Annotated in this window: 25 protein-coding genes and 1 pseudogene; 7 read left to right on the top strand and 19 right to left on the bottom strand. The window is 66.9% G+C overall.

All coding sequences use genetic code 11. The features are described 5' to 3' along the window. The first annotated feature begins 192 nt into the window (after positions 1-192). Complete coding sequence (locus tag ABDV69_RS07090; protein ID WP_343572853.1) at positions 193-333, top strand: hypothetical protein; 141 nt, start codon at positions 193-195, stop codon at positions 331-333. A gap of 132 nt (positions 334-465) precedes the next feature. Here the strand turns inward: ABDV69_RS07090 and ABDV69_RS07085 are convergent, their stop codons facing one another. The 3 genes from ABDV69_RS07085 to ABDV69_RS07075 are packed head-to-tail and all read right to left on the bottom strand — an operon-like array spanning position 466 to position 2,941. Beyond that, positions 466-897 (bottom strand): type II toxin-antitoxin system VapC family toxin, encoded by a 432-nt coding sequence (locus ABDV69_RS07085; protein WP_343572851.1) that lies wholly within the window; start codon positions 895-897, stop codon positions 466-468. After that, on the bottom strand, positions 894-1,151 hold the full coding sequence (locus ABDV69_RS07080; protein WP_343572850.1) for a CopG family transcriptional regulator: 258 nt from the start codon (positions 1,149-1,151) through the stop codon (positions 894-896). The genes ABDV69_RS07085 and ABDV69_RS07080 overlap by 4 nt, the downstream gene beginning before the upstream one ends. Before the next feature lie 38 nt (positions 1,152-1,189). Next, a complete protein-coding gene (locus tag ABDV69_RS07075; protein ID WP_343572849.1) occupies positions 1,190-2,941 on the bottom strand; it encodes a DUF3556 domain-containing protein in 1,752 nt (583 codons plus the stop codon). Between the two features lie 160 nt (positions 2,942-3,101). Here ABDV69_RS07075 and ABDV69_RS07070 point away from each other — a divergent pair, with 160 nt between their 5' ends. Further along, a complete protein-coding gene (locus ABDV69_RS07070) occupies positions 3,102-3,788 on the top strand; it encodes a hypothetical protein (protein ID WP_343572848.1) in 687 nt (228 codons plus the stop codon). Here the strand turns inward: ABDV69_RS07070 and whiA are convergent. The 9 genes and pseudogenes from whiA to ABDV69_RS07025 all read right to left on the bottom strand — a co-directional run bounded on the left by whiA (position 3,785) and on the right by ABDV69_RS07025 (position 14,300). Further along, on the bottom strand, positions 3,785-4,762 hold the full coding sequence (gene whiA, locus ABDV69_RS07065; protein WP_343572904.1) for a DNA-binding protein WhiA: 978 nt from the start codon (positions 4,760-4,762) through the stop codon (positions 3,785-3,787). The two genes, ABDV69_RS07070 and whiA, sit on opposite strands and share 4 nt — an antisense overlap. Then, entirely contained in the window at positions 4,759-5,757 is a 999-nt protein-coding gene (gene yvcK / locus ABDV69_RS07060; RefSeq protein WP_343572847.1) for a uridine diphosphate-N-acetylglucosamine-binding protein YvcK, read from the bottom strand. Before yvcK ends, whiA begins: the two co-directional genes overlap by 4 nt. Beyond that, a complete protein-coding gene (gene rapZ, locus ABDV69_RS07055) occupies positions 5,754-6,668 on the bottom strand; it encodes an RNase adapter RapZ (protein WP_343572903.1) in 915 nt (304 codons plus the stop codon). Before rapZ ends, yvcK begins: the two co-directional genes overlap by 4 nt. A gap of 11 nt (positions 6,669-6,679) precedes the next feature. After that, the gene (gene uvrC / locus ABDV69_RS07050; protein WP_343572846.1) at positions 6,680-8,641 is read right to left on the bottom strand and encodes an excinuclease ABC subunit UvrC; all 1,962 of its coding nucleotides are present in this window, start codon (positions 8,639-8,641) and stop codon (positions 6,680-6,682) included. A 758-nt stretch (positions 8,642-9,399) separates the two neighbouring features. Further along, the gene (locus ABDV69_RS07045) at positions 9,400-10,584 is read right to left on the bottom strand and encodes an ATP-binding protein (RefSeq protein ID WP_343572845.1); all 1,185 of its coding nucleotides are present in this window, start codon (positions 10,582-10,584) and stop codon (positions 9,400-9,402) included. 638 nt (positions 10,585-11,222) lie between these two features. Further along, positions 11,223-11,894: pseudogene (locus ABDV69_RS07040) on the bottom strand (serine protease). Between the two features lie 185 nt (positions 11,895-12,079). Next, on the bottom strand, positions 12,080-12,550 hold the full coding sequence (locus ABDV69_RS07035; RefSeq protein ID WP_343572843.1) for a PH domain-containing protein: 471 nt from the start codon (positions 12,548-12,550) through the stop codon (positions 12,080-12,082). Next, the gene (gene ribH, locus ABDV69_RS07030; RefSeq protein ID WP_343572841.1) at positions 12,547-13,026 is read right to left on the bottom strand and encodes a 6,7-dimethyl-8-ribityllumazine synthase; all 480 of its coding nucleotides are present in this window, start codon (positions 13,024-13,026) and stop codon (positions 12,547-12,549) included. The genes ABDV69_RS07035 and ribH overlap by 4 nt, the downstream gene beginning before the upstream one ends. Beyond that, positions 13,023-14,300, bottom strand: a complete 1,278-nt coding sequence (locus tag ABDV69_RS07025; protein WP_343572839.1) for a bifunctional 3,4-dihydroxy-2-butanone-4-phosphate synthase/GTP cyclohydrolase II — start codon at positions 14,298-14,300, stop codon at positions 13,023-13,025. Before ABDV69_RS07025 ends, ribH begins: the two co-directional genes overlap by 4 nt. A gap of 186 nt (positions 14,301-14,486) precedes the next feature. On the opposite strand from ABDV69_RS07025, the gene ABDV69_RS07020 reads away from it, so the two are divergent. Next, positions 14,487-14,759, top strand: coding sequence for a hypothetical protein (locus ABDV69_RS07020; protein ID WP_343572837.1), 273 nt, complete (start codon positions 14,487-14,489; stop codon positions 14,757-14,759). A gap of 10 nt (positions 14,760-14,769) precedes the next feature. Here the strand turns inward: ABDV69_RS07020 and ABDV69_RS07015 are convergent, their stop codons facing one another. Further along, the gene (locus ABDV69_RS07015; RefSeq protein WP_343572835.1) at positions 14,770-15,363 is read right to left on the bottom strand and encodes a riboflavin synthase; all 594 of its coding nucleotides are present in this window, start codon (positions 15,361-15,363) and stop codon (positions 14,770-14,772) included. 93 nt (positions 15,364-15,456) lie between these two features. On the opposite strand from ABDV69_RS07015, the gene ABDV69_RS07010 reads away from it, so the two are divergent. Continuing rightward, positions 15,457-16,176 carry an LppX_LprAFG lipoprotein gene (locus tag ABDV69_RS07010; RefSeq protein WP_343572901.1) on the top strand — a complete coding sequence of 240 codons (720 nt, stop codon included), beginning with the start codon at positions 15,457-15,459 and terminating at the stop codon, positions 16,174-16,176. Then, complete coding sequence (locus tag ABDV69_RS07005) at positions 16,173-17,726, top strand: MFS transporter (protein WP_343572833.1); 1,554 nt, start codon at positions 16,173-16,175, stop codon at positions 17,724-17,726. Before ABDV69_RS07010 ends, ABDV69_RS07005 begins: the two co-directional genes overlap by 4 nt. Positions 17,727-17,730: 4 nt before the next feature. On the opposite strand, the gene ribD is transcribed toward ABDV69_RS07005, so the two are convergent. From ribD to fmt, 4 genes are read right to left on the bottom strand one after another with little or no spacing between them, the layout of a single operon-like run. Then, positions 17,731-18,747, bottom strand: coding sequence for a bifunctional diaminohydroxyphosphoribosylaminopyrimidine deaminase/5-amino-6-(5-phosphoribosylamino)uracil reductase RibD (ribD, locus tag ABDV69_RS07000; protein WP_343572832.1), 1,017 nt, complete (start codon positions 18,745-18,747; stop codon positions 17,731-17,733). Continuing rightward, positions 18,744-19,442, bottom strand: a complete 699-nt coding sequence (rpe, locus tag ABDV69_RS06995) for a ribulose-phosphate 3-epimerase (RefSeq protein ID WP_343572831.1) — start codon at positions 19,440-19,442, stop codon at positions 18,744-18,746. The genes ribD and rpe overlap by 4 nt, the downstream gene beginning before the upstream one ends. Before the next feature lie 12 nt (positions 19,443-19,454). Next, positions 19,455-20,909: an rRNA small subunit methyltransferase B gene (locus ABDV69_RS06990; protein WP_343572829.1), complete on the bottom strand. Its 1,455-nt coding sequence runs from the start codon at positions 20,907-20,909 to the stop codon at positions 19,455-19,457. Then, entirely contained in the window at positions 20,906-21,847 is a 942-nt protein-coding gene (fmt, locus tag ABDV69_RS06985; RefSeq protein ID WP_343572828.1) for a methionyl-tRNA formyltransferase, read from the bottom strand. Before fmt ends, ABDV69_RS06990 begins: the two co-directional genes overlap by 4 nt. 53 nt (positions 21,848-21,900) lie before the next feature. Here fmt and ABDV69_RS06980 point away from each other — a divergent pair, with 53 nt between their 5' ends. Beyond that, a complete protein-coding gene (locus ABDV69_RS06980) occupies positions 21,901-22,365 on the top strand; it encodes a DUF2231 domain-containing protein (protein ID WP_343572826.1) in 465 nt (154 codons plus the stop codon). On the opposite strand, the gene ABDV69_RS06975 is transcribed toward ABDV69_RS06980, so the two are convergent. Continuing rightward, positions 22,366-24,321, bottom strand: a complete 1,956-nt coding sequence (locus ABDV69_RS06975) for an aconitate hydratase (protein WP_343572824.1) — start codon at positions 24,319-24,321, stop codon at positions 22,366-22,368. A gap of 54 nt (positions 24,322-24,375) precedes the next feature. Here ABDV69_RS06975 and ABDV69_RS06970 point away from each other — a divergent pair, with 54 nt between their 5' ends. Further along, positions 24,376-24,540 (top strand): hypothetical protein, encoded by a 165-nt coding sequence (locus ABDV69_RS06970; RefSeq protein ID WP_343572822.1) that lies wholly within the window; start codon positions 24,376-24,378, stop codon positions 24,538-24,540. Between the two features lie 16 nt (positions 24,541-24,556). Here the strand turns inward: ABDV69_RS06970 and ABDV69_RS06965 are convergent. Next, positions 24,557-26,356: primosomal protein N' (locus tag ABDV69_RS06965; protein ID WP_343572820.1), on the bottom strand; the 1,800-nt coding region annotated here is incomplete at its 5' end.

Raw genomic sequence — 26,356 nt, 5'->3', positions numbered from 1 at the left:
ACCACGGGTCATCGACGTAGTGCCGGATCGTCCCACCAGCGCTCGTTCTCGTATGTCACCGACCAGTCGAACGGAGGCATCCACGAGTACTTGTCGGCGCAGCTGCGATCGCGAGGCTTCGCAGAAGAAGGTGCCGGGGGCACGCCCGTTTCCCGCACACCTCGAGAATCAGGAGCCACGTCATGGCGATCTGTGGATACTGCAACCATCCCGGCTACCACGTCCAGTGCGTTCCGCCGCAGAGCCCCGGGCTACCGGCACAAAGCCAAGATGATCACCTTCATCCACCTCATCGCCGGCAAACTCCCGCTACCCCAAATCCACGCGATCTAGCGAGGAGCCAAAAAGGTCGCGCCGCCACGACGAACGCCTACGCGACCTCGCCGGCAGCTGACTGAATCGCCACCGGTCATCAAGTGGTCGGCATGGACGTCGAATTCTCTCGCGGCCACCGATGCATACCGACTAAGCCGCGAGTGGATCGATCCATCGCACGCCAGAGAATCGACTGAAGTCGACGTCGGTCGAGCACAGCCCGGCACCGTGTTCGATGGCCAGCGCCGCCAGGTGCGCATCACTTGTCAGGTTGCCTGCTGATCCCAGCGGGGTGAGCAACTCGCGGAGCACAACGGCATGACGCTCGGTCGGATGGACGACCGTCACGCACGGCTGCTGCAACCACCCGTCGACGACGTCAAACGACTCGCCGACCGTCAACGGTGCGGCAAACACCGCCGAACGCGTGGACAACCGCACGAAGCCGATCAGCACATGCCACGCGAATCCGACCGTGTCCGAACCGGATAGCGTCGCCTCAAGCCAATCCCGCGCCGCCTGGTGGCGCGGTGACGACTCGTCCATGGCGTACACGAGGATGTTGAGATCGAGCAGCTTCATTTGCGGAGCGCGAGTTTGCGCATGATCTCCGCATCTTCATCGGCAGCGGCCAGCGCCAGCGCCTTGTCGATGTCGAAGCCCGCGCGCAGTCCCATGTCGCGACTCGGCGTGCGATAGGGGCGCCCAGTCGGCTCGCCACTCAATCCGCGGCGCACCGCGTCATTGAGCACGTCCTTGAACGACGTCCCTCGCTCGCGCGTCGCGCGTCGTAATGCGGCCACGACATCGGCGTCGAGGGTCACCGTCGTACGCATAATGTCATCATAGCAGCAAGCTAGTTGCTGTCATGATGCTAGCGGGTCCTGGTGAGGTGGACGGGTAACTCGTCGCCGGGCTCGGGCCAGGGCTGACGCGCCAACATGTCGTCGACCGCGACGTAGCCTTGCTCGATCAAGCCGGTCTTGGCGTCGACGATGCGGTACCACTGCTTTTTGGTCTGGATCGGCTGGCCTTCCAGGATGATCACCCGCAGGTCGCCCTCCTCCAGCTGGCAGCGCCGCTGCACCGCCTCGACGAGTTGTTCGTTGTGCAGGTGGCCTTCGCCGAAATTCCAGCCGATCAGCGGTCCGGCGACGGTTTCGCCTTCACGCAGCGCGTAGTCCGCCTCGTTGGCGTTTTTTCCCAAGGCCCGAGAGACTAGCCCGTTGAGCGCACGACCGTGCACATGCATGGACCGGAAAGCGCGAGCCTTGTCGCTGATGATCTCAGCGGTATTCGGGTCATACAGCCGGGCAATCTGTTTGACGGTCAACGCCGAGCTCTTCACGACGTTCTCTTCGATCTTGTCCTCCACGCCCGCACGGAAGCACCAGAGGCTCGACGCCCAGTTTCCGGCGTAGTACCGCAGCGCGGGTAGGAAGGAAATCTGTTGCGGGAACATGTTTCCCACAATTGGAATGACGAGCAGAGCCGCCATTAGAATCGCCAGCAGCAGCGGTGAGCTCAGGTCGTAGATCACGATGTTGCCGTAGTGCCCGAACAAGTAGAACAGCGAAAAGATGAAGAAGATGTTCCATTCCAACGGAACACCCATCGGCAGGTTGGAAATGATGTTGAGGTGGAAGATCACCATGAAGCCGATCAGCGCCCACCGCCACGGATGATCGCCGGCGGCGAAAACCAGGACCGCCGGGACGATCAATTCGGCCGTGGTGCCGCCGACGTGGGCCATCACCTTCGGAATCCAGGTGGGCCGGATGTCGTTGACCGGGTCGCGATAGAGCCGGCGCTTCAACCAGTTGAACGGCTTGCCGCGCAGCAGCGCATTGTTGCTCGTCATCGCGGCGACGACGTAAGGGAAGTGGTGGTTGAGCTTGGAAGTAGCTGCGCCCCACCATAATCCGAGCATAACGATCTTGAACGCGGCGATCTGATCGGTGAACGGAAAGAAGAAGATCACCAGCTTCAACCAGTAATGCTCACCGCGCGCGGCCAGAAAGATCGTCTTGTCACGCAGGCCCAGCAGCGCCAGGGCAACGATCGTCGGCAGCACCAGCAGCGGGTCGATCAACCCGACATCGCCGCCCGCGGTGACCGACCCGCCGTGACCGGGCGCCAGCAGCGCCCAGACACCGGACGCCAGGACCACCACGTAGAGCGCTACATCAACGAGGGTGCGGCTGTCGCCGCGCGTGAACGGAACATCGTTCGGCCACGGCGGAAGCCGAATTGTCTTGGGCCGCAACCAGTACAGGAATCCACCGATCGGTGGCATGAACCGCGCCGTGAGCGGACCCGACCCGCAGCCCAGGCCCAGCACTTCGAACAGCAACGTGTAGATGACGAGCTTCTGGTAGACGATCGGCTGGGTCCACCACGCCTCGATGTGGCCGAGTCCACCCAGGCCCGGAGTCAGCGCAATGACCGCCGCGGCGCCGGCCGCATAGGCGGCCATCTTGACCAGGTACAGCAGATAGATCGCCGACGGAGTGCCGAAACCGTGTTCGACCCAGTGTCGGGTCACCACCTGCATCCGGTCGGCCGCCGAGCGGGTGTGCCAGGTCTGCGGGTCGACATCCGGAAGATCCGGGGTGATGAATCCCATCACGGCCTCGTTTCAGGTCTGCCACCATTGGCGAGATCAATCTAGCGGGAACGCTGAGATCGTCGTGACGACTGCTGTGAGTAGCCGCTCACCCGTTGACGTAGACGGTTCGCGGCCGGTAGACCACTCACGACGTTTTAGGACCTGTTAAGGAACATCAATGATGAATCTCAGTCCGTCTGCTCGACTGCTCGCAGCGGGTGCCGGAGCCACTTTGATGGCGCTGCTGGCAAGCCCGCTCGCGCAAGCCGACGCGGCCGATGCCGCATACGGCGATCTGGCAACCCCCTACACCGACGCCGCCGCGTTCAGCAACTCCTTCGGCGCGTACGAGGACCTGGTTTTCGACGCCGATCTTTCGCAGAACTTTCTGGCTGCCGTCGGGCTCGGCTTCGGCGAACCATTCTCTTCGGGTACAACCGCGTCGCAGGACCTGAGCACCCTAGTGGCCGAAGGCACTACGATCACCGCCCAACTGGATGCCCTCAAAGACTTCCAGCCCGCGAGCGTGTTTGCCGCTACCGATGGCAAGGAATTACCGGTGATCGGCGACGCCGTGGCCTTTCAGGAACAGATCAACACTGCCGTCGCTGATCTCCCGACGATCACCGCTGCGGACGAGACGAATCCGTTGCTCATTGCCGACCTGAGCGCGTTGTACAACAACGAATTAACCCTGGGCAATGCTGTCACGAACTTAGGTGAGGAATTAGCGAACGGCAGCCCAGCAGGTCTCACGGCAGACAACACCAATTTCTTGGCAGAAGGTTTGGGGATCGTGAACGACCTCCACGGCACCGCAGCTACGCTCACGCTGCTAGCCGACCTGACCAGCCTCGGCCTTTAGGCATCTTCCAGCAGATCGGGAGTCACCGCGGACTCGGTGTCGGCAATCCCGTCGACCTTCGCCTTGCGATCGGCCATCGACAGCAGGCGCCGGATGCGGCCGGCCACCGCATCTTTCGTCATCGGCGGGTCGGCCAGCCGGCCCAACTCCTCCAACGACGCCTGCCGGTGTTCGACGCGGAGCTTGCCCGCGGCGGCCAAATGGTCGGGTACGCCCTCACCGAGAATGTGCAGCGCCCGTTCGACGCGGGCGGCGGCGGCGACCGCGGCGCGCGCGGACCGCCGCAAATTCGCGTCGTCGAAGTTGGCCAACCGGTTCGCGGTCGCGCGGACTTCGCGGCGCATCCGCCGCTCCTCCCACACCAGCCGGGTGTCCTGGGCTCCCATCCGAGTGAGCAACGCGCCGATGGCTTCACCGTCGCGCACGACGACCCGGTCGGCGCCGCGGACTTCGCGTGCTTTGGCGCTGATGCCCAGCCGGCGCGCCGCACCCACCAGCGCCAGCGCGGCCTCGGGACCGGGGCAGCTGACCTCCAGCGCCGAGGAGCGACCCGGCTCGGTCAGCGACCCGTGCGCCAGGAAGGCACCGCGCCAGGCCGCCTCGGCATCGCCGACGTTGCCGCCAACGACCTGGGCCGGCAATCCCCGCACCGGCCGGCCACGCATATCCAGCAACCCGGTCTGTCGGGCCAGCGCCTCGCCGTCGTTGGCGACGCGTAACACATAACGCGTCGTCTTGCGAATTCCGCTGGCGGACAACACATGTACGACCGCAGTGTAGCCGTATAGATCGAAGATGTCCTTGCGCAGCCGTCGCGCTGTGCTGCCCAGGTCCACCTCTGCTTCGACGACCACGCGGCCGGCCACGATGTGCAGCCCGCCGGCGAAGCGCAGCAGCGAGGTCACCTCGGCGCGCCTCGCGCTCACCACAGTTACCGCCAGGCGGCTCAACTCGTCTTTGACTTCGGCCGTCATCGCCACGCGTCGTCACCCCTCGGTCCGTTGCGACCCGGCGCCGGCCGACCGGTGTCGCGCACGCCGACTCCTTCCAGCGCCGCGGCCAGTTTGCCCGGGTCATGTAAAGGTGTACCAGGCCTGGACACGTCGGCGAATTGAACCTGCGCATTCAGCAGCGTCGCCGTCCGGCGCAACTGCTCGCGCTCCTGCTCGCCCGGCACCCGCTCGGCATCGATGATCACGTCGTGAACGGTGAAACCCGGAGCGTGCTGAGCAAGTACGTGAAGATGACGTTCGACCGAGAACCCGGCCGTCTCCCCCGGCTCGGCGACCAGGTTGAGCACCAGGGCACGGCGAGCCGAGGTCGCCTGCAACGCCGCGGCGAGCCCGGGCACCAGCACGTGCGGAATCACGCTGGTGAACCACGAGCCCGGACCCAACACCACCAGATCCGCGGACAGGATCGCGTCGACGGCCTGCCGGGTGGCCGGCGGGTCTCCGGGCGACAGCCGCACCCGGCGGACCTTTCCCGGTGTGGTGGCGATCGCCACCTGCCCGCGGATCGCCCGGAACATGCGCGGGTCGGTTTCCAGACCGGACACGTCGGCCTCGATCTGCAGCGCGATCGGGCACATCGGCAGCACCCGGCCCCGCACGCCCAGGATCCGGCCGACTTCGTCGAGGGCAGCAACCGGATCGGCGAGCACCTCGTTGAGGCCGGCCAGCAGCAGATTGCCGATCGGGTGTCCCGACAGTGCGCCGCTGCCACCGAACCGGTGTTGCATGATAGTGGCCCACAGGCGGCCCTGCGGACTGTCAGAAGCCAACGCCGCCAACGCCATTCGCAGGTCGCCCGGCGGCACCACGTCGAGTTCGCTGCGCAACCGACCCGACGATCCGCCGTCGTCGGCGACGGTGACGACGGCGGTCACATGCGGCGTCAGTCGCCGGGCAGCCGAGAGGGTCGCATACAGGCCGTGTCCTCCACCCAGGGCGACAATCCGCCGGCTCATTCGCGGCCCAGATCCCGGTGCAACACCCGCACCGTCAACTGCTTGTCGGACTCGAGCAGCCGCGCCAACGCCTCGGCGATCGCGACGCTGCGGTGCTTGCCGCCGGTGCAACCGATCGCCACGGTCATATAGCGCTTCCCTTCCCTGCGGTATCCGTCCACGATCAGAGACAGCAACCGATGGTATGTCTGCAGAAACTCCGCCGCGCCGTTCTGGCCGAGCACGTAGTCACGGACCTCGGGATGTTGGCCGGTGAGCGGACGCAACTCGTCGACCCAGTGCGGATTGGGCAGGAACCGGACGTCCATCACGGTGTCGGCGTCCATCGGCAGGCCGTACTTGAAGCCGAAGGACTCGACGGTGACGCTGGTTTGGGCGACCGTCTCGCCGCCGAAGGCCCGTTCGATGCTTTCCCGCAGTTCGCGCACCGCCAGCGTCGAGGTGTCGATGACCAGATCGGCGGTCGCCCGAACCGGCGCGAGCATCTCGCGCTCGGCGGCGATGCCTTCGGCCAACGTCTGCGAACCCTGCAGCGGGTGGCTGCGGCGGTTCTGTTCGTAGCGGCGGACCAACATGTCATCGGAGGCCTCCATGAACACCACCCGCGGGTTGATGTTACGGGTGGCCAGGTCGTTGCGGACCCAGTCCAGATCGCCGGTGAATCCGCGCGAACGCACGTCCATCACGATCGCCAGCTGCGTGATCCGCGATCCCGCATCCAACCCGAGGTCGACCATCCGGGTGATCAACTGGGGCGGCAGATTGTCCGCGACATACCAGCCGAGATCTTCGAGCACCTTGGCCGCGGTCCCCCGCCCGGCGCCCGAAAGACCGGTCACCAGAACCACGTCGATCCCGGAATCGCCTGTGGCAGCGTGATTTTCGGCGTTTTCGAGTTTTGGCCCGTCCATCCCCTCGCCTGTCATCCCGATGCCCGTTCCCGAGCCGCTGTGTCCGGCCCCGCACTGGGGTCGCCGCGCAGCGCGTCCAGCACGGCCGACGCCGTCGCAACCCCGATGCCCGGAACGGAGGTGATCTCGTCGACCGTAGCCTCCCTGAGCCGGGCCAACGAGCCGAAATGGGCAACCAGTGCTTTGCGACGATGCTCGCCGAGTCCGGGCACCGAATCCAGCGCCGACGCCGTCATCCGCTTGGACCGCTTGCTGCGGTGATAGTTGATCGCGAACCGGTGCGCCTCGTCGCGTACCCGCTGCAGCAGGTAGAGCCCCTCGCTGTTGCGCGGCAGGATGATCGGGTCCGGTTCGGAGGGCACCCACACCTCTTCGAGCCGTTTGGCCAAACCGATCACCGCGACATCGGTGACGCCGAGTTCCTCGAGAACCGCGCTGGCCGCGTTGACCTGCGGAGCGCCGCCATCGACGACGTACAGGTTGGGCGGATAGGCGAATCGGCGCGATTTCCCCTCCGGCGAAAGAATGTTCGAGTCTTGAATGTGCCGCAGGAAGCGGCGGCGGGTGACCTCGGCGATCGACGCGACGTCATCGGAACGGCCATCGCCGGCCGCCTCCCGGATCCCGAAGTGGCGGTAGTCGGACCTGCGCGGTAGCCCGTCTTCGAACACCACCAGCGACCCGACCACGTCAGTGCCCTGGACGTGGCTGATGTCGACGCATTCGATGCGAAGTGGCGCGTCGGCCAAACCCAATGCCTCTTGAATGTTCTGCAGCGCAGCGGATCTGGCGGTGAAATCGCCGGCACGCTTCAGCTTGTGTTGCTGCAGCGCTTCTTTGGCATTGCGCTGCACGGTTTCAGCCAGCGCCCGCTTGTCTCCGCGACGGGGAACACGCAACGCGACCCGCGAACCACGCAGTCCGGTCAGCCAGGTCGCCAACTCCTCGGCGTTGGGCGGCAGGCATGGCACCAGAACCTCGCGAGGCACCGGGTTGGCGGACTCGTCGGCGGCTCCGTCGAGTTCGGCCTGGTCGCCGTAGAACTGGGTGACGAATTGCTCGACAAGCTGCGCCTCACCGGAATCACGTGGATCGCCGGGCTTTTCGACGATCCAGCCACGCTGCCCGCGAACCCGCCCGCCGCGGACGTGGAACACCTGAACGGCGGCTTCCAAGTCGTCGTCGGCGAACGCCACGACGTCGGCGTCGGTGCCGTCGCCAAAGACCACCGCCTGCTTTTCCAGGGCGCGCTTGAGCGCACCCAGGTCGTCGCGCAGACGCGCCGCCCGTTCGAAGTCCAGGCCCTCCGCGGCTGCGTGCATCTGCAGTTCCAGGCCGCGGGCGAACTTGTCGGTCTTGCCGGACAGGAAGTCGCAGAAGTCCGCGACAATCCGGCGATGCTGTTCGGCGCTGACCCGCCCGACACACGGGGCCGAGCACTTGTCGATGTAGCCGAGCAGACATGGGCGGTCGATTTGGTTGTGCCGCTTGAACACTCCCGCCGAGCAGGTGCGCGCCGGGAATACCCGGGTCAGCAGATCCAGGGTTTCGCGGATCGCCCACGCGTGCGAGTACGGCCCGAAGTAGCGAACACCTTTCCGGCGCGGCCCGCGGTAGACCATCAACCGGGGAAATTCCTCGTTGAGGGTGACCGCGAGCACCGGATAGGACTTGTCGTCGCGGTAGCGGACATTGAATCGAGGGTCGAACTCCTTGATCCAGTTGTATTCCAGCTGCAGCGCCTCGACCTCGGTGTTGACCACCGTCCACTCGACTTTGGCGGCGGTGGTCACCATCTGCCGGGTGCGCGGATGCAGGCCGGCGATGTCGGCGAAGTACGAGTTCAGCCGGCTGCGCAGGCTCTTGGCCTTGCCGACGTAGATCACCCGTCCGTGCTGATCGCTGAACCGGTACACGCCAGGCTCGACCGGGATGGACCCGGTAGCGGGGCGGTAGGTCGCGGGATCAGCCACGGTGTCTAAGGCTAGTCGCCGCTAAAACGGTTGCGGCGCGGTGTCAATTGCGGGCGTGGCATCGGCAGCGTCGCGGGACCGACGATTGCGCCGCCGTTCGGCCTCGATGCGCAGCGCGCGGCTTTGCCTGCGCGTTCGCGTCCGAGTCGGCATCCGCATCTCGCGGTTGCTACGCCGGCCGGGCCGGGGCTGGCGACACCGGAAGCAGACCGCCAGCTAGCGCGCAGAGCGTTGGAAACAGCACTGCGCTGCCCGGCGTGGCACATAGGTCCGCCCGTCGGTAAGTACCCATATGACGGTGCCGTCGGGCGGCTACTCGTCTCGCCATCCTCGAAAAGTTCTCAGCTAGTGCTTTTTCGACAGAAAGCCTTCAGATTTGTAAGCAACCGGTAATCAACCCCCTTGCTGGCGGCAGCTGAAAACCACGTCCGACGGGTGGCGTGACGGTCGACTGGGGGTCCTGGACGTCGAGTGTGCATCCATGGCGGCATTCCGCGCCGAGTGTGAGCCGAGGGCGACGACACGCCGAGGAACTCCGCCCTGTACGCACACTGAAATCCCTGAGTGCACACTCGATGCCGGAGGCGCCCGATCGACGGCGGCGGACCGTCTGAGCCCGGTCCGCGGCAGCGGGCCAGAGCCGATACGCCGAAACCTCTGCCGCACCTACTGAATCACCGATAGGCGTGTGGCCACCGGCAAAGGCGTCTGACGTTAGCTACAAGTCGGTACCCATCCCCTCGTTCAGATCATCGGGGTCAGGCCGTGGATGTCAGCCATAGGGCGCTCACGGGTATGGCGAGCATTTTTGGTCCGAAGGACAGGGTTTGCTGTCCGGTGTGCATGACGATGCCGGCACGGAAATCGTCGCCGACCCGCTGAGCGAGGTGTCGTAGTCCGCGGAAATCGTCGGGCCCGACGGTGGATGCCGCTTTGACCTCGATGCCCACGACGTCGCCCCGTCGGTTTTCGAGTACGGCATCGACCTCCACTTGATCCCTGGTCCGGTAGTGGAAGAGCGAGACTTCTTCCTCGCACCAGGTCAGCTGGCGTGCCAGTTCCATCAACACGAATCCCTCAAGGAGCGGCCCGAACTGACCGGTCGGCCGCAGGATGCTGCGAGTGTCCGCGCCGATTTGGTGTGCCGCGATACCGGAGTCGACGAACGCAAGCTTGGGAGCTGTGGTTGCTCGGCTACTGATGTTTCGGGACCACGCTGGTACCCGCTTGACGATAAAGACCTCTTCGAGCAGTGCGACATATTTCTTTACCGTCGTGGCGCCAAGTCCGAGTTCGTTGCCCAACGTGGCGATGGACAGCAGCTGCCCAGATCGAGCGGCCAGCATCTGGACCAGTGCGCGCATCTCGGTTGTTCGCTCGATCTCCGACAATTGCTGCACGTCGCGCGCGATGAGGTCGCCGACATAGGAATCGAAGAAGCTGCGCCGCCGGCGGTCGTTGGTTCGTGCGACTGCCTCCGGAAAGCCGCCACGGACAAGCCGCTCGACGTAGTCCGCCCGTGAAACCGTGCAGCTGTGGCGCAGCTGGTCGCCCTGGGTGAAGACGGCGTCGATGAATCCGTCAGGTGCCCTGTCGATCTCGCCTTGAGAAAAAGGCCAGAGTTCAATAGTCTCCATTCGACCCACGAGAGTGTCAGGCAGGGATCGCAGGCCGAGCACGCGCGCCGATCCAGTCAGCAGGAAGCGCCCCGGCGTCGGGTCTGCATCCACCCGCGCCTTGATCGACAGCAGCAGATTGGGTGCCCGTTGGACCTCGTCGATAACCATCGGCCGGGGTAGGTCGACGAAGCCGTCCGGATCCTCAAGAGCCGCATGGCGAGTCAAGGCGATATCAAGATCACGCCATTCAGCGTCGCGGCCCTTTGCAACGAGGCGAACCAGAGTGCTCTTGCCGCTTTGGCGCGCACCGTTGACGAGCACCACCCGGGTGTCCTTTAGTGCCGCGTTCACGGCGGCCTCGGCGTGCCTCGGCAAGGCCGGGCCCAGTAGGGTCTGCATTCCGCGCTCCCCGCTGTCGAATTACTCGTCACGTGTGGATCTGCCGCCATGCTACGCGTGGTTCTGCCGCAAGGTAGCGCGTGGTTCTGCCGCACGGTAGCACGTGGATCTGCCGTCACTACTTGCGTGGATCTGCCGCTCGGCCCAGGTGGCATGTGGACGTGGATGCCCGGACGGTCGCTCGCGCGGCGGTCCCCCTTCTTCGGCGCTGACCTGGGCACAATCGCCCTGGGAAAAGGGCCGGCCGAAGGCCCAGAAGGGCAAACCAAAGTGAGCCACCTCAGATAATCCAAACCTGCCCGCCGCTTCCAGGAACCCTGCTACCAGGCAATACGCGGGTCAACGTGACAAGCCGGGAAACTACCCCTTACGGTCCGAGATCAGCCCGGCCAGGATGGCGTGGTGACCAGCGGTTATAGCGCTACAGTTCCGCCGGGTATGGCCGTGCGCGTGGGTGTGGTGGTGCCGAACAGGGCCCAACGGCGGGCGACCCCCCATGGTCCGTGCTGGGAGAAATCCCAGCCCGGAAGCAGGAAGGTAGCCCCAGACAGCTCACCTCATGCTCAGATCGGGATGAACCCGGAGCCGGGCACGTCACTGGAGTTCACGTCGTCGAGGATCGCGCTGAATTTCGTCATGTGTGTGAATTGATGCGGGGGCGAACTCGGAACGTCGCCAGGGGCGATGCCAGGGACGAATAGGCCGCCGGTGACCATGCCGAGAAGCAGGCCATCGGAGGTGACCGGGCCGCCGTTATCGCCGGGCTGATAGGCGCCCCCGCCCATGGACATGTGGGGGCCCGGACCGGGGATGGAGCTGTTGCGGCTGCAGAAGTAACCGGTGGCGGCGCCGAGTCGGCATTCGGGTTGGTGCCATTCCGGGTCGGGGCCGACGCCGTTGATGACGAATCCGACGAAGTTGGCGATCGGCGTGATCCTGGCGGGGTCGAAGTGGATCACCGCTTAATTTAGGTCGCCGTTAGCGGCCACCACGGTACCCACCGGCCCGAGGTCTTCGGAGCCCTCAGCAACGACTGGGGAGTCCGGTCCGCCACAGCTCGCGGCGGTGAACCCAACCAACTCACCGGCCTTGTCGTGGCCGATGGTGGTCAGGGTGCAGTAGGTGCCGTCAACGATAATGCCCGCCCCACCGCCCAGTGGAAGTGCCGCCGCGGCTGTCGGAGCGAGCACTACGGCCAGCAGAGGCAGCAGGCACACGCCGATCCACCAGCGAATTCCGGCCTCACAACCCGCACCCGAAAAGGCGCCCAATGGTCCTTTTCAGACGGTGCAAAGTCCGCGACCCCGGTACCATCCGCATCCGCCGAAATCCGCGCATAAATCACCGCCGACCGCACCTCAACACGTTGACCAGTGGTTTTCTTGGAAAAAGGGTATATCACCAGCATCGCTTACCCGCATCAGTGGGACGCCAGGTCAGGCCGGTAACGCGCGACCAGGCTCCGCACGGTGTCCATCGCGGCCACGGCGCGGTCCTTGTCGACGGACTGAATCGCCATCAGCGGGACGTACTCGTCGTCGGGCAGATCGATTCGGGCCCAGCGCGCCCCGACCGGAAACGACACCCCCACCACGTCATCCCACGGCACCAACCGGTCGCCGAGCACATTTCGCACCGACAGCCCGGCGGGGCCGACCCGCAACCGCGGCCGGGCGAACAGCAGCACCAGACCGGCCAGAACGACACCCAGCATCACCATCGCAATCTGGTCTGAGGTCTGAAAGATCACGCCGGTGGACCCGGCCTTGAGCAGCACACCGATCACCACGTGGGCGACGACGAGGACAACCGCGGCGGCGTAGGCGACATACGGCGTCAGGCGGGGCCGCAGTTGGGCATCCCAGGTGTCCGGGCTGGGCTCGGCGGTCACGACTTGTCGCGCAGTTCACGCAGGGTCAGCGCGGTGCTCAGCGCCGCGGCCGTCGCCTGGCCGCCGTTGTCCTCGGCGGAATCGGGCAGTCCCGCGCGGTCCAGCGCCTGCGCTTCGTTGTTGGTGGTCAACACGCCATTGGCCACCGGGGTGGACTCGTCCAGCGAAACCCGGGTCAGCCCTTGGGTTACCGCGTCGCAGACGTAGTCGAAGTGCGGAGTCTGGCCGCGGATCACCACACCCAGCGCGACGACGGCGTCGTGGTTGCGGGCAACGGCCTGCGCGACCACTGGGATCTCGATCGCACCGCGAACCCGCACGACCGTGGGGGTTTTGACGCCCCATTCATCGGCGATGCGCCGGGCACCGTCGAGCAGCGCGTCGCAGATCGTGCTGTGCCACGTGCTGACCACAATTGCCAAGCTGAGTGCGGAAGCGTCCTGCGACTCGATGTCGGGTACCCCGGCACCGCTCATAAAGCTCCGCCGAATTCGCCTGAGAGATGGATGGATTCGTGATAGTCGTCCAGGCCTGCCAGGTCGTGACCCATCCGGTCGCGTTTGGTCGTCAAATAGCGGATGTTCTCCGCGTTGGCCCGCACCGGCAACGGCACCCGCTCGATGATATGCAGTCCGTAGCCGTCCAGACCGACCCGCTTGGCGGGATTGTTGGTCAGCAACCGCATCGAGCGGACGCCGAGGTCGACCAGGATCTGCGCGCCGGTGCCGTAATCCCTTGCATCAGCTGGCAACCCGAGCTTGAGGTTCGCGTCGACGGTGTCGTCGCCGGCGTCCTGAAGTTGGTAAGCCTGTAGCTTGTGCATCAGCCCGATGCCTCGCCCCTCGTGGCCGCGCATATAGAGCACCACGCCCCGGTCTTCGCGCGCAACCATCTCCATCGCCGCGTCGAGTTGTGGGCCGCAATCGCAGCGGCGCGAACCGAACACGTCCCCGGTCAGGCATTCGGAGTGCACGCGGACCAACACGTCGTCACCGTCGAAGTTGGGTCCGGCGATCTCGCCGCGGACCAATGCCACGTGCTCGACGTCCTCGTAGATGCTGCTATATCCGACTGCACGAAATTCGCCGTGCCGGGTCGGGATTCGCGCCTCGGCGATCCGCTCGATGTGCTTCTCGTGCTTGCGGCGATATTCGATCAGGTCGGCGATCGCGATCAAGGCCAGACCGTGCTCGTCGGCGAAGACCCGCAGTTCGTCGGTCTGCGCCATCGCGCCTTCGTCTTTCTGACTGACGATTTCGCAGATCGCGCCGGCCGGCGACAGGCCGGCCATGCGGGCCAAGTCGACGGCGGCCTCGGTGTGCCCCGGGCGGCGCAGCACGCCACCGTCCTTGGCACGCAACGGAACTACGTGACCGGGCCGGGTGAAATCCTCGGCGACACTGTCCGGGTCGGCAAGCAACCGCATGGTCGTAGCGCGGTCCGACGCCGAAATGCCAGTTCCCACACCTATTTTGGCATCAACCGTGACGGTGTAGGCGGTACCGTGCTTGTCCTGGTTGACCGCGTACATCGGCAACAGACCGAGACGGTCACAGACGCCGCTGTCCAGTGGCACACACAGGTATCCCGAGGTGTATCGCACCATGAACGCGACCAACTCCGGCGTGGCCTTCTCGGCCGCGAAGATGAGGTCGCCCTCGTTTTCCCGGTCCTCGTCATCCACGACGACGACGGCCTTGCCGGCCGCGATGTCGGCGATCGCGCGCTCGACCGAGTCCAACCTCGTCATCGCAGCCACCTCGTCAGAAATTCCACCCGAAGCCCTCGGGCCTTATATCCAGTATGAACCACCACGTCGAGCGCACCTCAAGAACCCGGGGGCGGCCACCGACGGTTCACCCACCACTCGATGCAGCTTCGGCGACGGCCCGCGAATCTCGGCGAAACCACCGCTAGCCGGCGTTAATCTGGGTGAATGGCGACGTTGCCCTGGATGCGGTTGACGCGCGCCGTGATCACCGGTCTGGCGCTCGTCGGCGCATTCCTCGTCGGCCCATTGCTCGTCGGGTCTGCACCGCTGGGAGGCTCCCCGGTTTCGGTCTGCGCAACCGATGGCACCGCCGCAGTCGAGGAGCCGGGACCGCCACCGGCTCCGAGCACCGATGCACCGGCGAACCCGGCCCCCACCCGGGCCACACCCCCGCCACGCCGGCGCCACATCGACAGCGATCCGAATCTGCGGCGATAAAACCCCAGTACTACTCGTGCGCTAGCAGCCGCTCAACATACTTGGCGATGACGTCCACTTCGAGGTTCACCCGCGTACCGGCCGCCGCTGGGCCCAACGTGGTCAGTGCGCGGGTGGTCGGGATCAGCGACACCTCGAACCAGTCGTCGCCGAGCGCGGAGACCGTCAGCGAAATACCGTCGACGGTGATCGATCCCTTTTCCACCACATAGCGGGCCAATTCGACCGGCAGCCCGATCCGGACCACCTCCCAGTTCTCCGCCGGCGAGCGGTTCAGGATCTGCCCGGTGCCGTCGACGTGGCCCTGCACGATGTGACCGCCCAGGCGGCTGTTCAGGGCAGCGGCGCGCTCGAGATTGACCGGGCTGCCCGCGGCCAACTCACCCAGACTGGATCGGCTCAGCGTCTCGCCCATCACGTCGGCGGTGAATTGCCCGTCGCCCAGCACCTCGACGACGGTCAGGCACACGCCGTTGACGGCGATCGAATCGCCGTGGGCGGCATCGGCCGTGACTACCGGACCCTGAATCGTGAAGCGTGCGGAATCCCCGAGGTCATCCTTGCCGACGACCGCACCCAGCTCTTCGACGATTCCGGTGAACACCGCCTCAGGCTAATGAGTCTTGTCGCCCTGCGCGACATCCCGGCCACGTTGGGTGTCTCGGTGCGGGCTGCACGACCCGCTACGCTGCAAGTCATGCAGACGCGTAAGCCGTTCGGCCCAATCCTCGCCGTTCTCGCCTCTCTCTCGATCGCCGCCGCGTTGATCAGTAGCTGCTCGTCGTCCAAGCCATCCGGAGCCCCGTTGCCCGATGCGGCCACCTTGATCAAGGAGTCCATTCAGAGCACCAAAAACGTCAAGAGCGTGCACCTGGCCCTGAGCGTCAACGGAAAGATCAAAGGCCTTCCGGTCAAGTCTTTGACCGGCGACCTGACCACCACGCCGCAGACCGCGGCGCAGGGCAACGCGAGCATCGTCTTCGGCGGCTCCGACATCGACGCGCCGTTCGTGGTGATCGACGGCACTCTGTACGGCGCGCTCACCCCCGGCCAGTGGGACAGCTTCGGCAAGGCGTCCGATCTGTACGACCCGTCCACCATCCTCAAGCCCGACGTCGGCCTGGCCAACGTGCTGACCAACCTCAGTAACCCCAAGTCCGAATCGCGGGAGAACGTCGGCGGACAGTCCACCGTCAAGATCACCGGGACCGTCTCGGCGGACGCCGTGAACGGGATCATGCCCCGACTGAAGGCGACGCAGCCGATGCCCACGACGGTGTGGATCGAAGAAAACGGCGACCATCAGCTGGTGCAGACCACGCTGCAGCAGAGCCCCGGCAACTCTCTTCAGCTGACGCTGTCGAACTGGAACGTACCGGTCCAGGTCACCAAGCCGCCCGTGGCCCCGGGCCAGTGACGGCGCCCCAGCCCCACCACGCGGGGCGCGTCGTCGCGATCAGCGCCGGCAGCCTGGCGGTCTTGCTCGGCGCCCTCGACACCTATGTCGTGGTCACCATCATGCGCGACATCATCGGCACCATCGGGATCCCGGTCAACCGCCTGCAGCGCATCACCCCGATCATCACCTGGTATCTGCTGGGCTACATCGCCGCGATGCCGCTGCTGGGCCGGGCATCCGACCGATTCGGCCGCAAGCTGCTGCTCCAGGTCAGCCTGGCCACCTTCCTGATCGGTTCGGTGGTCACCGCGCTGTCCACCGATCTGGATGTGCTGGTGGTCGGCCGGACCATTCAGGGCGTGGCCAGCGGCGCCCTGCTGCCGGTGACACTCGCACTCGGCGCCGACCTCTGGGCGCAGCGCAACCGCGCCGGAGTGCTCGGCGGGATCGGCGCCGCCCAGGAGCTGGGCAGCGTACTCGGTCCGCTCTACGGAATTTTCATCGTCTGGTTGACCAGTCGCTGGCAGGACGTGTTCTGGATCAACGTGCCGCTGGCGCTGGCCGCGATGGTGATGATCCAGTTCAGCCTGCCGTCACGGGACCGCAGCGCCGAGCCGGAAAAGGTCGACGTGATCGGCGGGCTGCTGCTGGCGATCACCCTCGGTTTGGCGGTCGTCGGCCTGTACAACGCCAATCCCGACGGCAAGCACGCGCTGCCCAGCTACGGGCCCCCGCTGATTATCGCGGCAGTAATCTTCGCGGTGATTTTCTTCGGGTGGGAGCGGTTCTCCCGTACCAAGCTGATCGAGCCCACCGGGGTGCATTTCCGCCCGTTCTTGTCCGCGCTCGGCTCATCGCTGTGCGCCGGCGCGGCATTGATGGTGACGCTGGTCGACGTCGAACTGTTCGCCCAGGGCGTGCTCGGCAAGGATCAAAACGAAGCGGCACTGCTGCTGCTGTGGTTCCTGGCGGCGTTGCCGATCGGCGCGCTGGCGGGCGGAGCGATCGCAACCAAGGTCGGTGACCGGGCGGTGGCCTTCGCCGGGCTACTGATCGCCGCCGGCGGCTACTGGCTGATCTCGAAGTGGTCGATCAACCTGCTGGAAGCACACCACCACCTTTTCGGCTTGTCGCTGCCGGCCCTGGATACCGATTTGGCTATCGCGGGCATCGGGCTCGGTTTGGTAATCGCACCGCTGACCTCTGCCAGCCTGCGGGTGGTGCCGTCGGCGCAGCACGGCATCGCGTCGGCGGCGGTAGTGGTGGCCCGCATGACGGGCATGCTGATCGGAGTGGCCGCGCTCAGCGCGTGGGGCTTCTACCGGTTGCCGCAACTCGTCGCCAAGCTGGCGTCGCAGGTTCCGGCGAACGCCAGCCTCGCCGAGCGGGTTCTGCACCAGGCCACCCTGTACCGCGAGGCCTTCGCCGGAATGTATGGCGAGATCTTCAAAGTCACCGTCGTCGTGTGCGTAGTGGGCGCGCTGTTGGGCCTGCTGATCGGCAGCCGCAGCGTGCACGCCGACGAGCCCGAGGCGTTGGACGCCGAACCCGTCGCGAACCGGGCGTAGCCGCCTACCGCGGCACCAGGCTCAGCACCAAGTCCGGGCCCACCCGTTCGACGCCGTCGTAGCGCCAGCGCAGGGCCCGGGCGATGCTCGCTACCCCGACGTCGTCGACCGCGGTGATCGGTCCGCCGAGCAGAATCGGCGCGACATAGGCCAGGATCCGGTCGATCGCACCCGCCCGCAGGAAGGCACCGGCTAGTGTCGGTCCTCCTTCGAGCAGCACATCGGTGCGGTCGGACAGCGCCTTGAGCACCTCGGCGGGCTCCCGGGTGCGAATCACCATCGTGCGCGAATCGTCATTGAGAACCTGTGCCTCCGAAGGTATCTCGCGCATTCCGACGACGACGCGCATCGGCTGGCGCTCGGCAAGACCGCCGTCGGCCCGACGGGCCGTCAACGTCGGATTGTCGGCAAGCACAGTGCCGGTACCCACCACGATCGCGTCCACCGTTGCCCGGCGGCGATGCACGTCGGCGCGGGCTGCCTCGCTGGTGATCCATTGACTCGAGCCGTCCGCGGCGGCGCTGCGGCCGTCGATGCTGGTGGCGTATTTCCATGTCACGTGCGGCAGCCCGGTGCGTTGCTTGTGCAACCATTCGCGCAGCGGTCCGCCGGCGACCAGATCGGCCTGCACGTCGCCGATGACGTCTATCCCGGCGGCGGCCAACCGCGCCCCGCCGCCCGCGGCTTTCGGATTCGGGTCGCCGACCGCATAGATCACCGCCGCGATGCCAGCCTCGATCAGCGCATCAACGCACGGTGGGGTTTTGCCGTGGTGGTTACAGGGTTCCAGGGTGACGACCGCGGTTCCGCCGGCCGCCAGCCGTCCCGCCCGACGCAACGCCATCACCTCGGCATGGGCGCTACCCGTTCGCTGTGTGCCACCGACTCCGACGACCTTGCCGTCGCGGTCCAGGATGACCGCGCCGACCGGCGGGTTCGGATATGTGTTGCCCTTGACCAGATCGGCTTGCTCGATGGCCAACTGCATGGCGGCGTCGTAATTGACCGCCGGTCTGCTCATCGGCGCAGATGCGGTGACACGGCACCGGCCTGTCGCCGCAATGCCTCGACGGCTGCAGCCGGGTCACTGGCGCCGTAGACGGCCGATCCGGCGACGAAGCAGTCGACACCGGCCTCGGCAGCCTGTTCGATCGTGTCGGCGTTGATGCCGCCGTCGATCTCGACCAGGATCGTCAACTCGCCGGAGTCGACGAGCTTGCGCACCGCGCGCACTTTGCTCAGCACTTCCGGAATGAACTGCTGTCCGCCGAAGCCGGGCTCGACGGACATCACCAGAAAGGTGTCGAAGTCCTTGAGGATGTCCAGGTAGGGGTTCAGCGGCGTACCGGGCTTGATGCTCAATCCCGCCCTGGCGCCGGCGGCGCGGATGTCTCGGGCCACCCTCACCGGGTTGTCGGTGGCCTCGGCATGGAAGGTGACGTTATACGCGCCGGCCTCGGCATACGGGGGTGCCCACCGGTCAGGATCCTCGATCATCAGGTGGCAGTCCATCGGAATGTCGGTGGCCGCCAAGAGGCTTTCCACCACTGGTAGCCCGAGCGTGAGGTTCGGCACGAAGTGCGCGTCCATCACGTCGACATGCAACCAGTCCGCGCCTTCGACGTCGGCCGCCGCGTCGGCCAGTCGGGCGAAATCGGCCGCCAGTATCGACGGTGCGATCAGCGGCCGGTCGGTCTTGCCTGACATGACGGTCACCTTACTGGGACTCTAATTCGGCGACGATGCGCGCCGATCGGCGCGTGCAGGAGCCGCATCATTCAGCTTGATCAGGGCCGCGGCGAACATCGCGTCGGTGCCGTGGCGGTGCGGCCACAGCTGGACGTAAGGACCGTCGCCCAGGTCGGCCACCGGCTCGAACAGCGGCCGGGTATCCAACGCGGACACTGGGTGTCGGCGCAGCGCGTCGCCAACCACACCGACCGTCTCGGCCAGATGGGGCGAGCAGGTCGCGTACAGGATGACCCCGCCGGGGCGGGTCAGCGCGATCGCGGCCGCCAGCAGTTCCCGTTGCAGCTTGGTCAACGCCGGCACGTCGGCGGGCTGGCGTCGCCAGCGCGCGTCCGGGCGACGCCGCAGCGCACCCAGACCGGTGCATGGTACGTCGACCAGGACCCGGTCGAACCCCGGTTCGAGTCCGCTCCTGCGTCCATCCACCCGCAACACCTCGACCGGCAGGCCGCGGGTGTTCTGCACCACCAGGTCGGCGCGATGGTCGGCCGGCTCTACCGCGGTGACTCGGGCTCCCGACTCGGCGGCCAGCGCAGCCAGCAACGCGGTTTTGCCCCCAGGGCCGGCGCACAGGTCCAGCCATCGGCCCGCGTCGTCGACCACCGGCGCCAAAGTCATGGCGCGCGCCACTAATTGGCTACCTTCGTCCTGAACCAGCGCCTGTCCGGCGCGTACCGCCGACACCTGGGCGGGATCGCCGGCGGGCAGGTACACCGCGTACGGCGAGAATCGGCCCACGCTGCCCTCGACCGCCGCAGCCAGGTCCTCGGCTGCCAGGACGCCGGGCCGGGCGGCCAGCTGGACCTGGGGCCGCGCGTCGTCGGCGGCCAGCGCCGGACCGAGTTCGCCGGCGGCAGCACCCAACGCGTCGACGAATGACTGCGCGATCCAGCGCGGGTGGGCGTGCCGGAATGCGGCGTTCCCAATCGGGTCGACGGACTCGGCTGGCGCCAGTTCGTCGAGCCAGGACTGCTCGTCGCGGGTGCTGATCGTTCTCAGTACCCCGTTGACGAAACCCGCTCGTGCGGTGTCGAATTCGATGCCTGCCTGCTCGACGGCGGTCGAGACGGCGGCGTGCGCGTCGACGCGGGTGCGTAGCAGTTGGTAGGTCCCCAGCCGCAGCAGGTCGAGCAGGATCGGGTCAATGGTGTCCGGGGACCGGTCGGCCGCGGCCCCGATGACGGCGTCCAGCAGGCCCCGGATGCGGCTGCTGCCATAGGTCAGCTCGGTGGCGAAGGCGGCATCGCGGCCGCTGATCGCCCTCTCCCGCAACAGAACTGGCAGCAACAGGTTTGGGTAGGCGTCGCGCTCTCGCACGGCACGCAGCACATCGAATGCCGCCTGGCGCGCTGGATCCAAGGGCTTGCGCCTCGGCCGTTGAGGTCTTCGTGTGGCGGGCCGGTCGCGGCGTGGATTTCCCTGCTGCGGGCTCATGACGCTCGCACCGACGGTTCGAGACGGGCTCCCCTGGCCCAGTCGACGGCATTCATCAGCTTCTTTCCCGGCGCCTGGACCTGGCCGAGCCGCACCGGCCCTGACCCGGTGCCGACCCGCACGCTGCGACGGTCGACGTGAATATCTCCGGGCGCCAATGTGTTTGGCAGACCCTGACCGTCGGTGTCGAAGTACACCGGCCCCAGTTTGACCCGCAGATCCCCGACCATGGTCCACGCCCCCGGGTTGGGCGTGACGGCACGGATGCGTCGTTCGACGACTTCGGCCGGCAGGCCCCAGCGCACCCGCGCCTGTTCGACGGTGATCTTCGGCGCGATGCTGATGCCGTCGGCGGGCTGCGGAACAGGTGTGAGCGCGCCGTCGGTGATGCCGTCCAGGGTGGCAGACAGCAGCGCGGCTCCCGAAACCGCCAGCCGCTCGAGCAGATCCCCCGCGGTGTCGATCGGGCGTACCGACTCGGTGACCACCCCGTAGACCGGCCCGGAGTCCAGGCCGGACTCGATCTGGAAGGTGGTGGCGCCAGTGACGGTGTCGCCCGCGGCGATCGCCGCCTGCACCGGAGCCGCGCCGCGCCAGGCCGGTAGCACGGAGAAGTGCAGGTTCACCCAGCCGCGGGCCGGGACTGCGAGCAATTCGTCGCCCAGCAGCGCACCGAAGGCCACCACCGGACAGCAATCAGGCTGCAACGCCGACAGCTCGGCGACGAACTCCGTTGCGTTGGGCCGTTCCGGTCGCAAGACCGGAATCCCCAGTTCCAACGCGAGGTCGGCTACCGGCGACGGCTTCGGCGCGCCGTGCCGTCCCGACGCGGCATCCGGCCGGGTGAGCACAGCGATCACCTCGTGGCGCGGCGATTCGATCAGACTGCGCAGCGCGGGCAGCGCGGGCTCGGGTGTTCCGGCGAAGACAAGACGCACGGGGCTCAGTGTAGGAATAGGCTGCAATCTCTCACCGAACCAGGGAGTACGTGGTGACACCGACGACCGTCTCGGGGCTGCCGGCCCACGTGCTGCTAGTGCACGCCGTGGTCGTGCTGGCGCCATTGACGGCTGTGCTGGAAATCATCTGCGCCCTCTGGCCGACGGCGCGGCGGCACCTGGTGTGGCTGGTGCTCGTGTTCGCCCTGGTGACGGCTGGGGTGACGCCGCTCACTGCGAATGCCGGTTTGTGGCTCTACCAGCGGGAACACGATCATCGCGAGATATTGAACACCCACGCCGACCGCGGCAGCGTGATGATCTACTTCTCGGTCGCGCTGCTCGTCGTCGCCGTCCTACTGGCTGTGGTCCACCGGCGTGCGGCTCGCGCTGCCGGTCCGGGGTTGGCCCTGCGCGTGGCGGTCGCCGTCATCGCGATCGTGGCCGGCGTGGCGTCCATCGTCCAAGTGGTCCGTATCGGTGACTCCGGCGCGCGGGCGGTGTGGGCGAACGAGTAGCTACCTCTGGTCCTCGGCCAGGCGCGGGATCAGCCCGCCGGCCAGCACATCCTTGACTTGCCGGGGCGAAAGTCGATGCCGCACCGTCAAAGACGTGTCTTTGCTGACGTTGTCGACCTGCAAGGTGTCGTTGCCTGGGAGTGTTTCACGGACGTCGGCGATGCGTAGTGTGTCGCCCTGCTCAATGCCGTCGTAGTCGTCGGGATCGTCGAACTCAAGCGCCAAAACGCCGAAGTTGGCAAGATTCTGCCAGTGGATGCGCGCGAACGATTTGGCGATCACGACCTGCAGACCCAGATACCGCGGTGCGATCGCGGCGTGCTCACGCGAGGAACCCTGGCCGTAATTGTCGCCGCCGACGATGATGTGACCGGTCCCCTCGGCGTCCTTGGCCCGTTCCGGATACGACTCGTCGATCTGGGTGAAGCTGAACATGGCGAGCTTGGGAATGTTGGATCGGTACGGGAGCGCCCGCGCGCCGGCCGGTGAGATCTCGTCGGTGGAGATGTTGTCGCCGACTTTGAGCAGCACCGGCGCCTCGATCTCGTCGGGCAGCGGCGCAAGCTCGGGCAGGCTGGAGATGTTGGGCCCCTTGACCGGCTCGACGCGCTGCGCCGCCTCGGCGTCCAGCGGAGGCACCAGCATCGCGGTGTTCACCGCGGACTGATGCGGCAATTCCAGCTCGGGGTAGTCCACGTGGTTGTCGCGGGCCCAGTCGCGCGGATCGGTGATCACGCCCGTCAACGCCGACGCGGCGGCGGTCTCCGGCGAGCACAGCCACACCGCATCCTCTTTGGTGCCGGAGCGGCCGGGAAAGTTCCGCGGCATCGTCCGCAGCGAGTTGCGTCCGGTGGCCGGCGCCTGACCCATCCCGATACAGCCCATGCAGCCCGCCTGATGAATGCGGGCCCCGCCGATCACCAATTCCGTTGTGGCACCCATCTTTGTCAGATCGGTCAGGATCTCTCGCGACGTCGGGTTGATATCGAAGCTGACATCCGGCGAGGTCTGCCGCCCGGCCACCATCGCCGCGACGATCGCGAAATCGCGCAAGCCGGGGTTGGCGCTCGACCCGATGACCGCCTGCGCGATCTGTTCGCCGGCAACCTCGCGCACCGGTACCACGTTGCCCGGCGACGACGGCTTGGCGATCAGCGGCTCGATCTGAGCCAGGTCGATCTCTTCGTCGATGTCATAGTCCGCGCCTTTGTCGGCGAGCAATTCGACCCAGTCATCCTCGCGGTCCTCGGCGCGCAGAAACTCGCGGACCGTCTGGTCGCTCGGGAAAACCGTTGTGGTGGCTCCGAGTTCGGCGCCCATGTTCGCGATGACGTGGCGATCCATCGCGGTCAGGTTGTCCAAGCCGGGACCATAGTATTCGATGATCCGATTCACCCCGCCCTTCACGTCGTGCCGACGCAGCATCTCCAGGATCACATCTTTGGCCGAACACCATTGCGGCAGTTCGCCTTCGAGCTTGACGCCCCATACCTCCGGCATCCGGATATGCAGTGGCCGGCCGGTGATCGCCAGCGCGACCTCCAAGCCACCCACGCCGATCGCCAGCATGCCCAGCGAGCCGGCGGCCGGGGTGTGTGAATCCGAGCCCACCATGGTCTTGCCGGGACGCCCGAACCGCTGCATGTGCGTCGGATGCGAGACCCCGTTGCCCGGCTTGGAAAACCACAGCCCGAAGCGCTGCGCGGCGGTACGCAGGTATTCGTGGTCCTCGGCGTTCTTCTCGTCGGTCTGCAGCAGGTTGTGGTCGACGTACTGCACGCTCACCTCGGTGCGGGTCCGGTCGAGCCCGAGCGCCTCCAATTCCTGCATCACCAGCGTGCCCGTCGCGTCCTGGGTCAGGGTCTGATCGATGCGGATGGCAATCTCGTCTCCCGGCGTCATCTCGCCGGATTCCAGATGGGACTCGATCAGTTTGTGAGTGACATTGAGTGGCATGACCGGTGCGTACCCCGATCCTGCTGCGGCTATGCGTTCGCCGGAACCACCGACGTGACCCTGACCGCAGAATCGAAACCGACCGCGCTCCGCAACGCGGCGAGCTATCTGGGCGCCCTGGCACCCGAGACGATGCATCAGGTGGAACGCGGCCTGGCGTTGATTCTGAGAATCCAGCTCGATGAGACCCTTGGAGCCGAATCGTCGTTCCTGCCGTGAGTCCACGGATCGAGACTCAGCCGATGTGCAGCGGGTCGATCTGCACCCGGACCGGCTCGCTGGTCTGGCGGGCGCTGACCACGGCAACGCCGCGCCGCAACTCCCCGGCCAACGCCAGGCCGTGCTCACGGTTCACCCGCACCAGCATCCGGCGCACCGGCTCGTCGGCCGACACACCGGGCGGTCGACGCACTCCCGGCGGCAGCGGCACCGGGCCGAGCAGTTCGGCGGTTTCCGGCAGCCGGACCTCCTCGAGCAACGCCGCCACCGCCGGGCCGGTGCCGTCCAGCGCGGCCATGTGCACACTCGGCGGCAACGCGACCTCGGTCCGGGCCGCCAACTCGGCGTCCGCGTGCCCGACCGGGTCCCACCGGATCAGCGCCTGCACCGTCGGCACGGATGCTTCGGCGACGACGGCCACCACCCCGCCGTCGCCGCGCGGCCGGACCAGCGCCGCGGCGGCCATCCACCGGCGCAGCGTGTCCTCGGCCGCGCGCAGGTCCTGCCGGCCCAGCAGCGCCCAGCTGTCCAGCAGTAGCGCCGCCCCGTAGCCGCCGACCGCGCGCGGCTCGGCGCCGGGTGTGGCCACCACCAACGCCGGTCGCGCATCGACCTCGGACACCACCGCCTCGCCCGCCGAGGTGATCACCGTCGCCCCCGGGAACGCTCGCCCCAGCTCTTCGGCCGTGCGCCGGGCACCCACCACGGCGGCCCGCACCGCATCCGATCCGCAAGCGCCGCATCGTAATCCGGCATCGGCGCGGCTACACCAGCGGCACACCGCTGTCCCACCGCGATCGTCCAGCGACAGCGGGCCGGTGCAATGCCGGCAGCGGGCGATCGCCCGGCACCGCGCGCACGCCAGCGACGGAACGTAGCCCCGCCGCGGCACCTGCACCAGCACCGGCGCCTCGGCCTGCAGCGCCGTTCGGGCGGCGCGCAACGCGACCGAGGGTAGCCGTGCGGTACGCGCCGCCGGGTCGCGCTCGTCGGCGTACCCGCCGTCGTCGAGGGCCACCACCCGCGGGGTTCGGGCGCGTACCACCGGCCGCGTCGCGCCCACGTCGTGCGCCCAGCCGCTACCCACCAGCGCCTGCGCCTCGGCGGTGCGCGCGTAGCCCCCGATCACCGCGGCGCAACGCATTTGGTGTGCCCGCAGCATCGCCACCTCGCGCGCATGCGGGTACGGCGCCCGCGGCTCAGCCAACGTGTCGTCGCCGTCGTCCCACACCATGACCAGCCCCAGATCGCTCAGCGGCGCGAATACCGCGCTGCGGGTGCCGATCACCAGCCGCGCATTGCCGCGCAGCGCGGCCAGCCAGCGCCGATAGCGCGCGGACGGACCCAGGCCCGCCGACAGCGCGACCACCCCGGCCTCGTCGAGCAACGCCGTCGCCGCCCGCCACATCGTGTCCACGTCGCGCTGGTCCGGCACGATCGTCAACACCGCGCGCCCGGTCTGCACGGTCTGCGCGGCCGCCTCGGCGAACCGGTCGGCCCATGACTCGCCGGGCAGCGCCTGCCACACCGCCCGCGCGGCGCGCGTCTCGGCCAGCGCCGTCAGGAACTGCCCGCCGCTGGCGTAGACCTCCCACCCCGCCCGGTCGACCTCGCCGACCACGAAACGCTTCGGCGGCGTTGGTTTTTCGCCTTCCACCTTGGCGTGCCGCGGCGGCACCGCCAGCCGTAACACGTCGGCGCGGGTGCCGGCGTAGCGGGCCGCGACGGCATCGACCAGCCGGCGGATCTCCGGGGTAAGCACCGTCTCCGGCGACACCACGCGGTCCAGCCAGGCCAGGTTGCCGACATGATCGGT

The sequence above is a fragment of the Mycobacterium sp. genome (assembly GCF_039583785.1).
Classification (GTDB): domain Bacteria; phylum Actinomycetota; class Actinomycetes; order Mycobacteriales; family Mycobacteriaceae; genus Mycobacterium.
The sequence above is the reverse complement of the archived record's forward strand: the minus strand, read 5'-3'. Positions and strand labels throughout refer to the sequence as shown.

What these genes read in the sequence shown, in the direction of transcription:
- ABDV69_RS07085 (WP_343572851.1), bottom strand. Translation starts at nt 897, where the DNA reads ATGAAGCTGCTCGATCTCAACATCCTCGTGTACGCCATGGACGAGTCG.
- ABDV69_RS07080 (WP_343572850.1), bottom strand. Translation starts at nt 1,151, where the DNA reads ATGCGTACGACGGTGACCCTCGACGCCGATGTCGTGGCCGCATTACGA.
- ABDV69_RS07075 (WP_343572849.1), bottom strand. Translation starts at nt 2,941, where the DNA reads ATGGGATTCATCACCCCGGATCTTCCGGATGTCGACCCGCAGACCTGG.
- ABDV69_RS07070 (WP_343572848.1), top strand. Translation starts at nt 3,102, where the DNA reads ATGATGAATCTCAGTCCGTCTGCTCGACTGCTCGCAGCGGGTGCCGGA.
- whiA (WP_343572904.1), bottom strand. Translation starts at nt 4,762, where the DNA reads ATGACGGCCGAAGTCAAAGACGAGTTGAGCCGCCTGGCGGTAACTGTG.
- yvcK (WP_343572847.1), bottom strand. Translation starts at nt 5,757, where the DNA reads ATGAGCCGGCGGATTGTCGCCCTGGGTGGAGGACACGGCCTGTATGCG.
- rapZ (WP_343572903.1), bottom strand. Translation starts at nt 6,668, where the DNA reads ATGGACGGGCCAAAACTCGAAAACGCCGAAAATCACGCTGCCACAGGC.
- ribH (WP_343572841.1), bottom strand. Translation starts at nt 13,026, where the DNA reads ATGAGCGGTGCCGGGGTACCCGACATCGAGTCGCAGGACGCTTCCGCA.
- ABDV69_RS07025 (WP_343572839.1), bottom strand. Translation starts at nt 14,300, where the DNA reads ATGACGAGGTTGGACTCGGTCGAGCGCGCGATCGCCGACATCGCGGCC.
- ABDV69_RS07020 (WP_343572837.1), top strand. Translation starts at nt 14,487, where the DNA reads ATGGCGACGTTGCCCTGGATGCGGTTGACGCGCGCCGTGATCACCGGT.
- ABDV69_RS07010 (WP_343572901.1), top strand. Translation starts at nt 15,457, where the DNA reads ATGCAGACGCGTAAGCCGTTCGGCCCAATCCTCGCCGTTCTCGCCTCT.
- ribD (WP_343572832.1), bottom strand. Translation starts at nt 18,747, where the DNA reads ATGAGCAGACCGGCGGTCAATTACGACGCCGCCATGCAGTTGGCCATC.
- ABDV69_RS06990 (WP_343572829.1), bottom strand. Translation starts at nt 20,909, where the DNA reads ATGAGCCCGCAGCAGGGAAATCCACGCCGCGACCGGCCCGCCACACGA.
- ABDV69_RS06975 (WP_343572824.1), bottom strand. Translation starts at nt 24,321, where the DNA reads ATGCCACTCAATGTCACTCACAAACTGATCGAGTCCCATCTGGAATCC.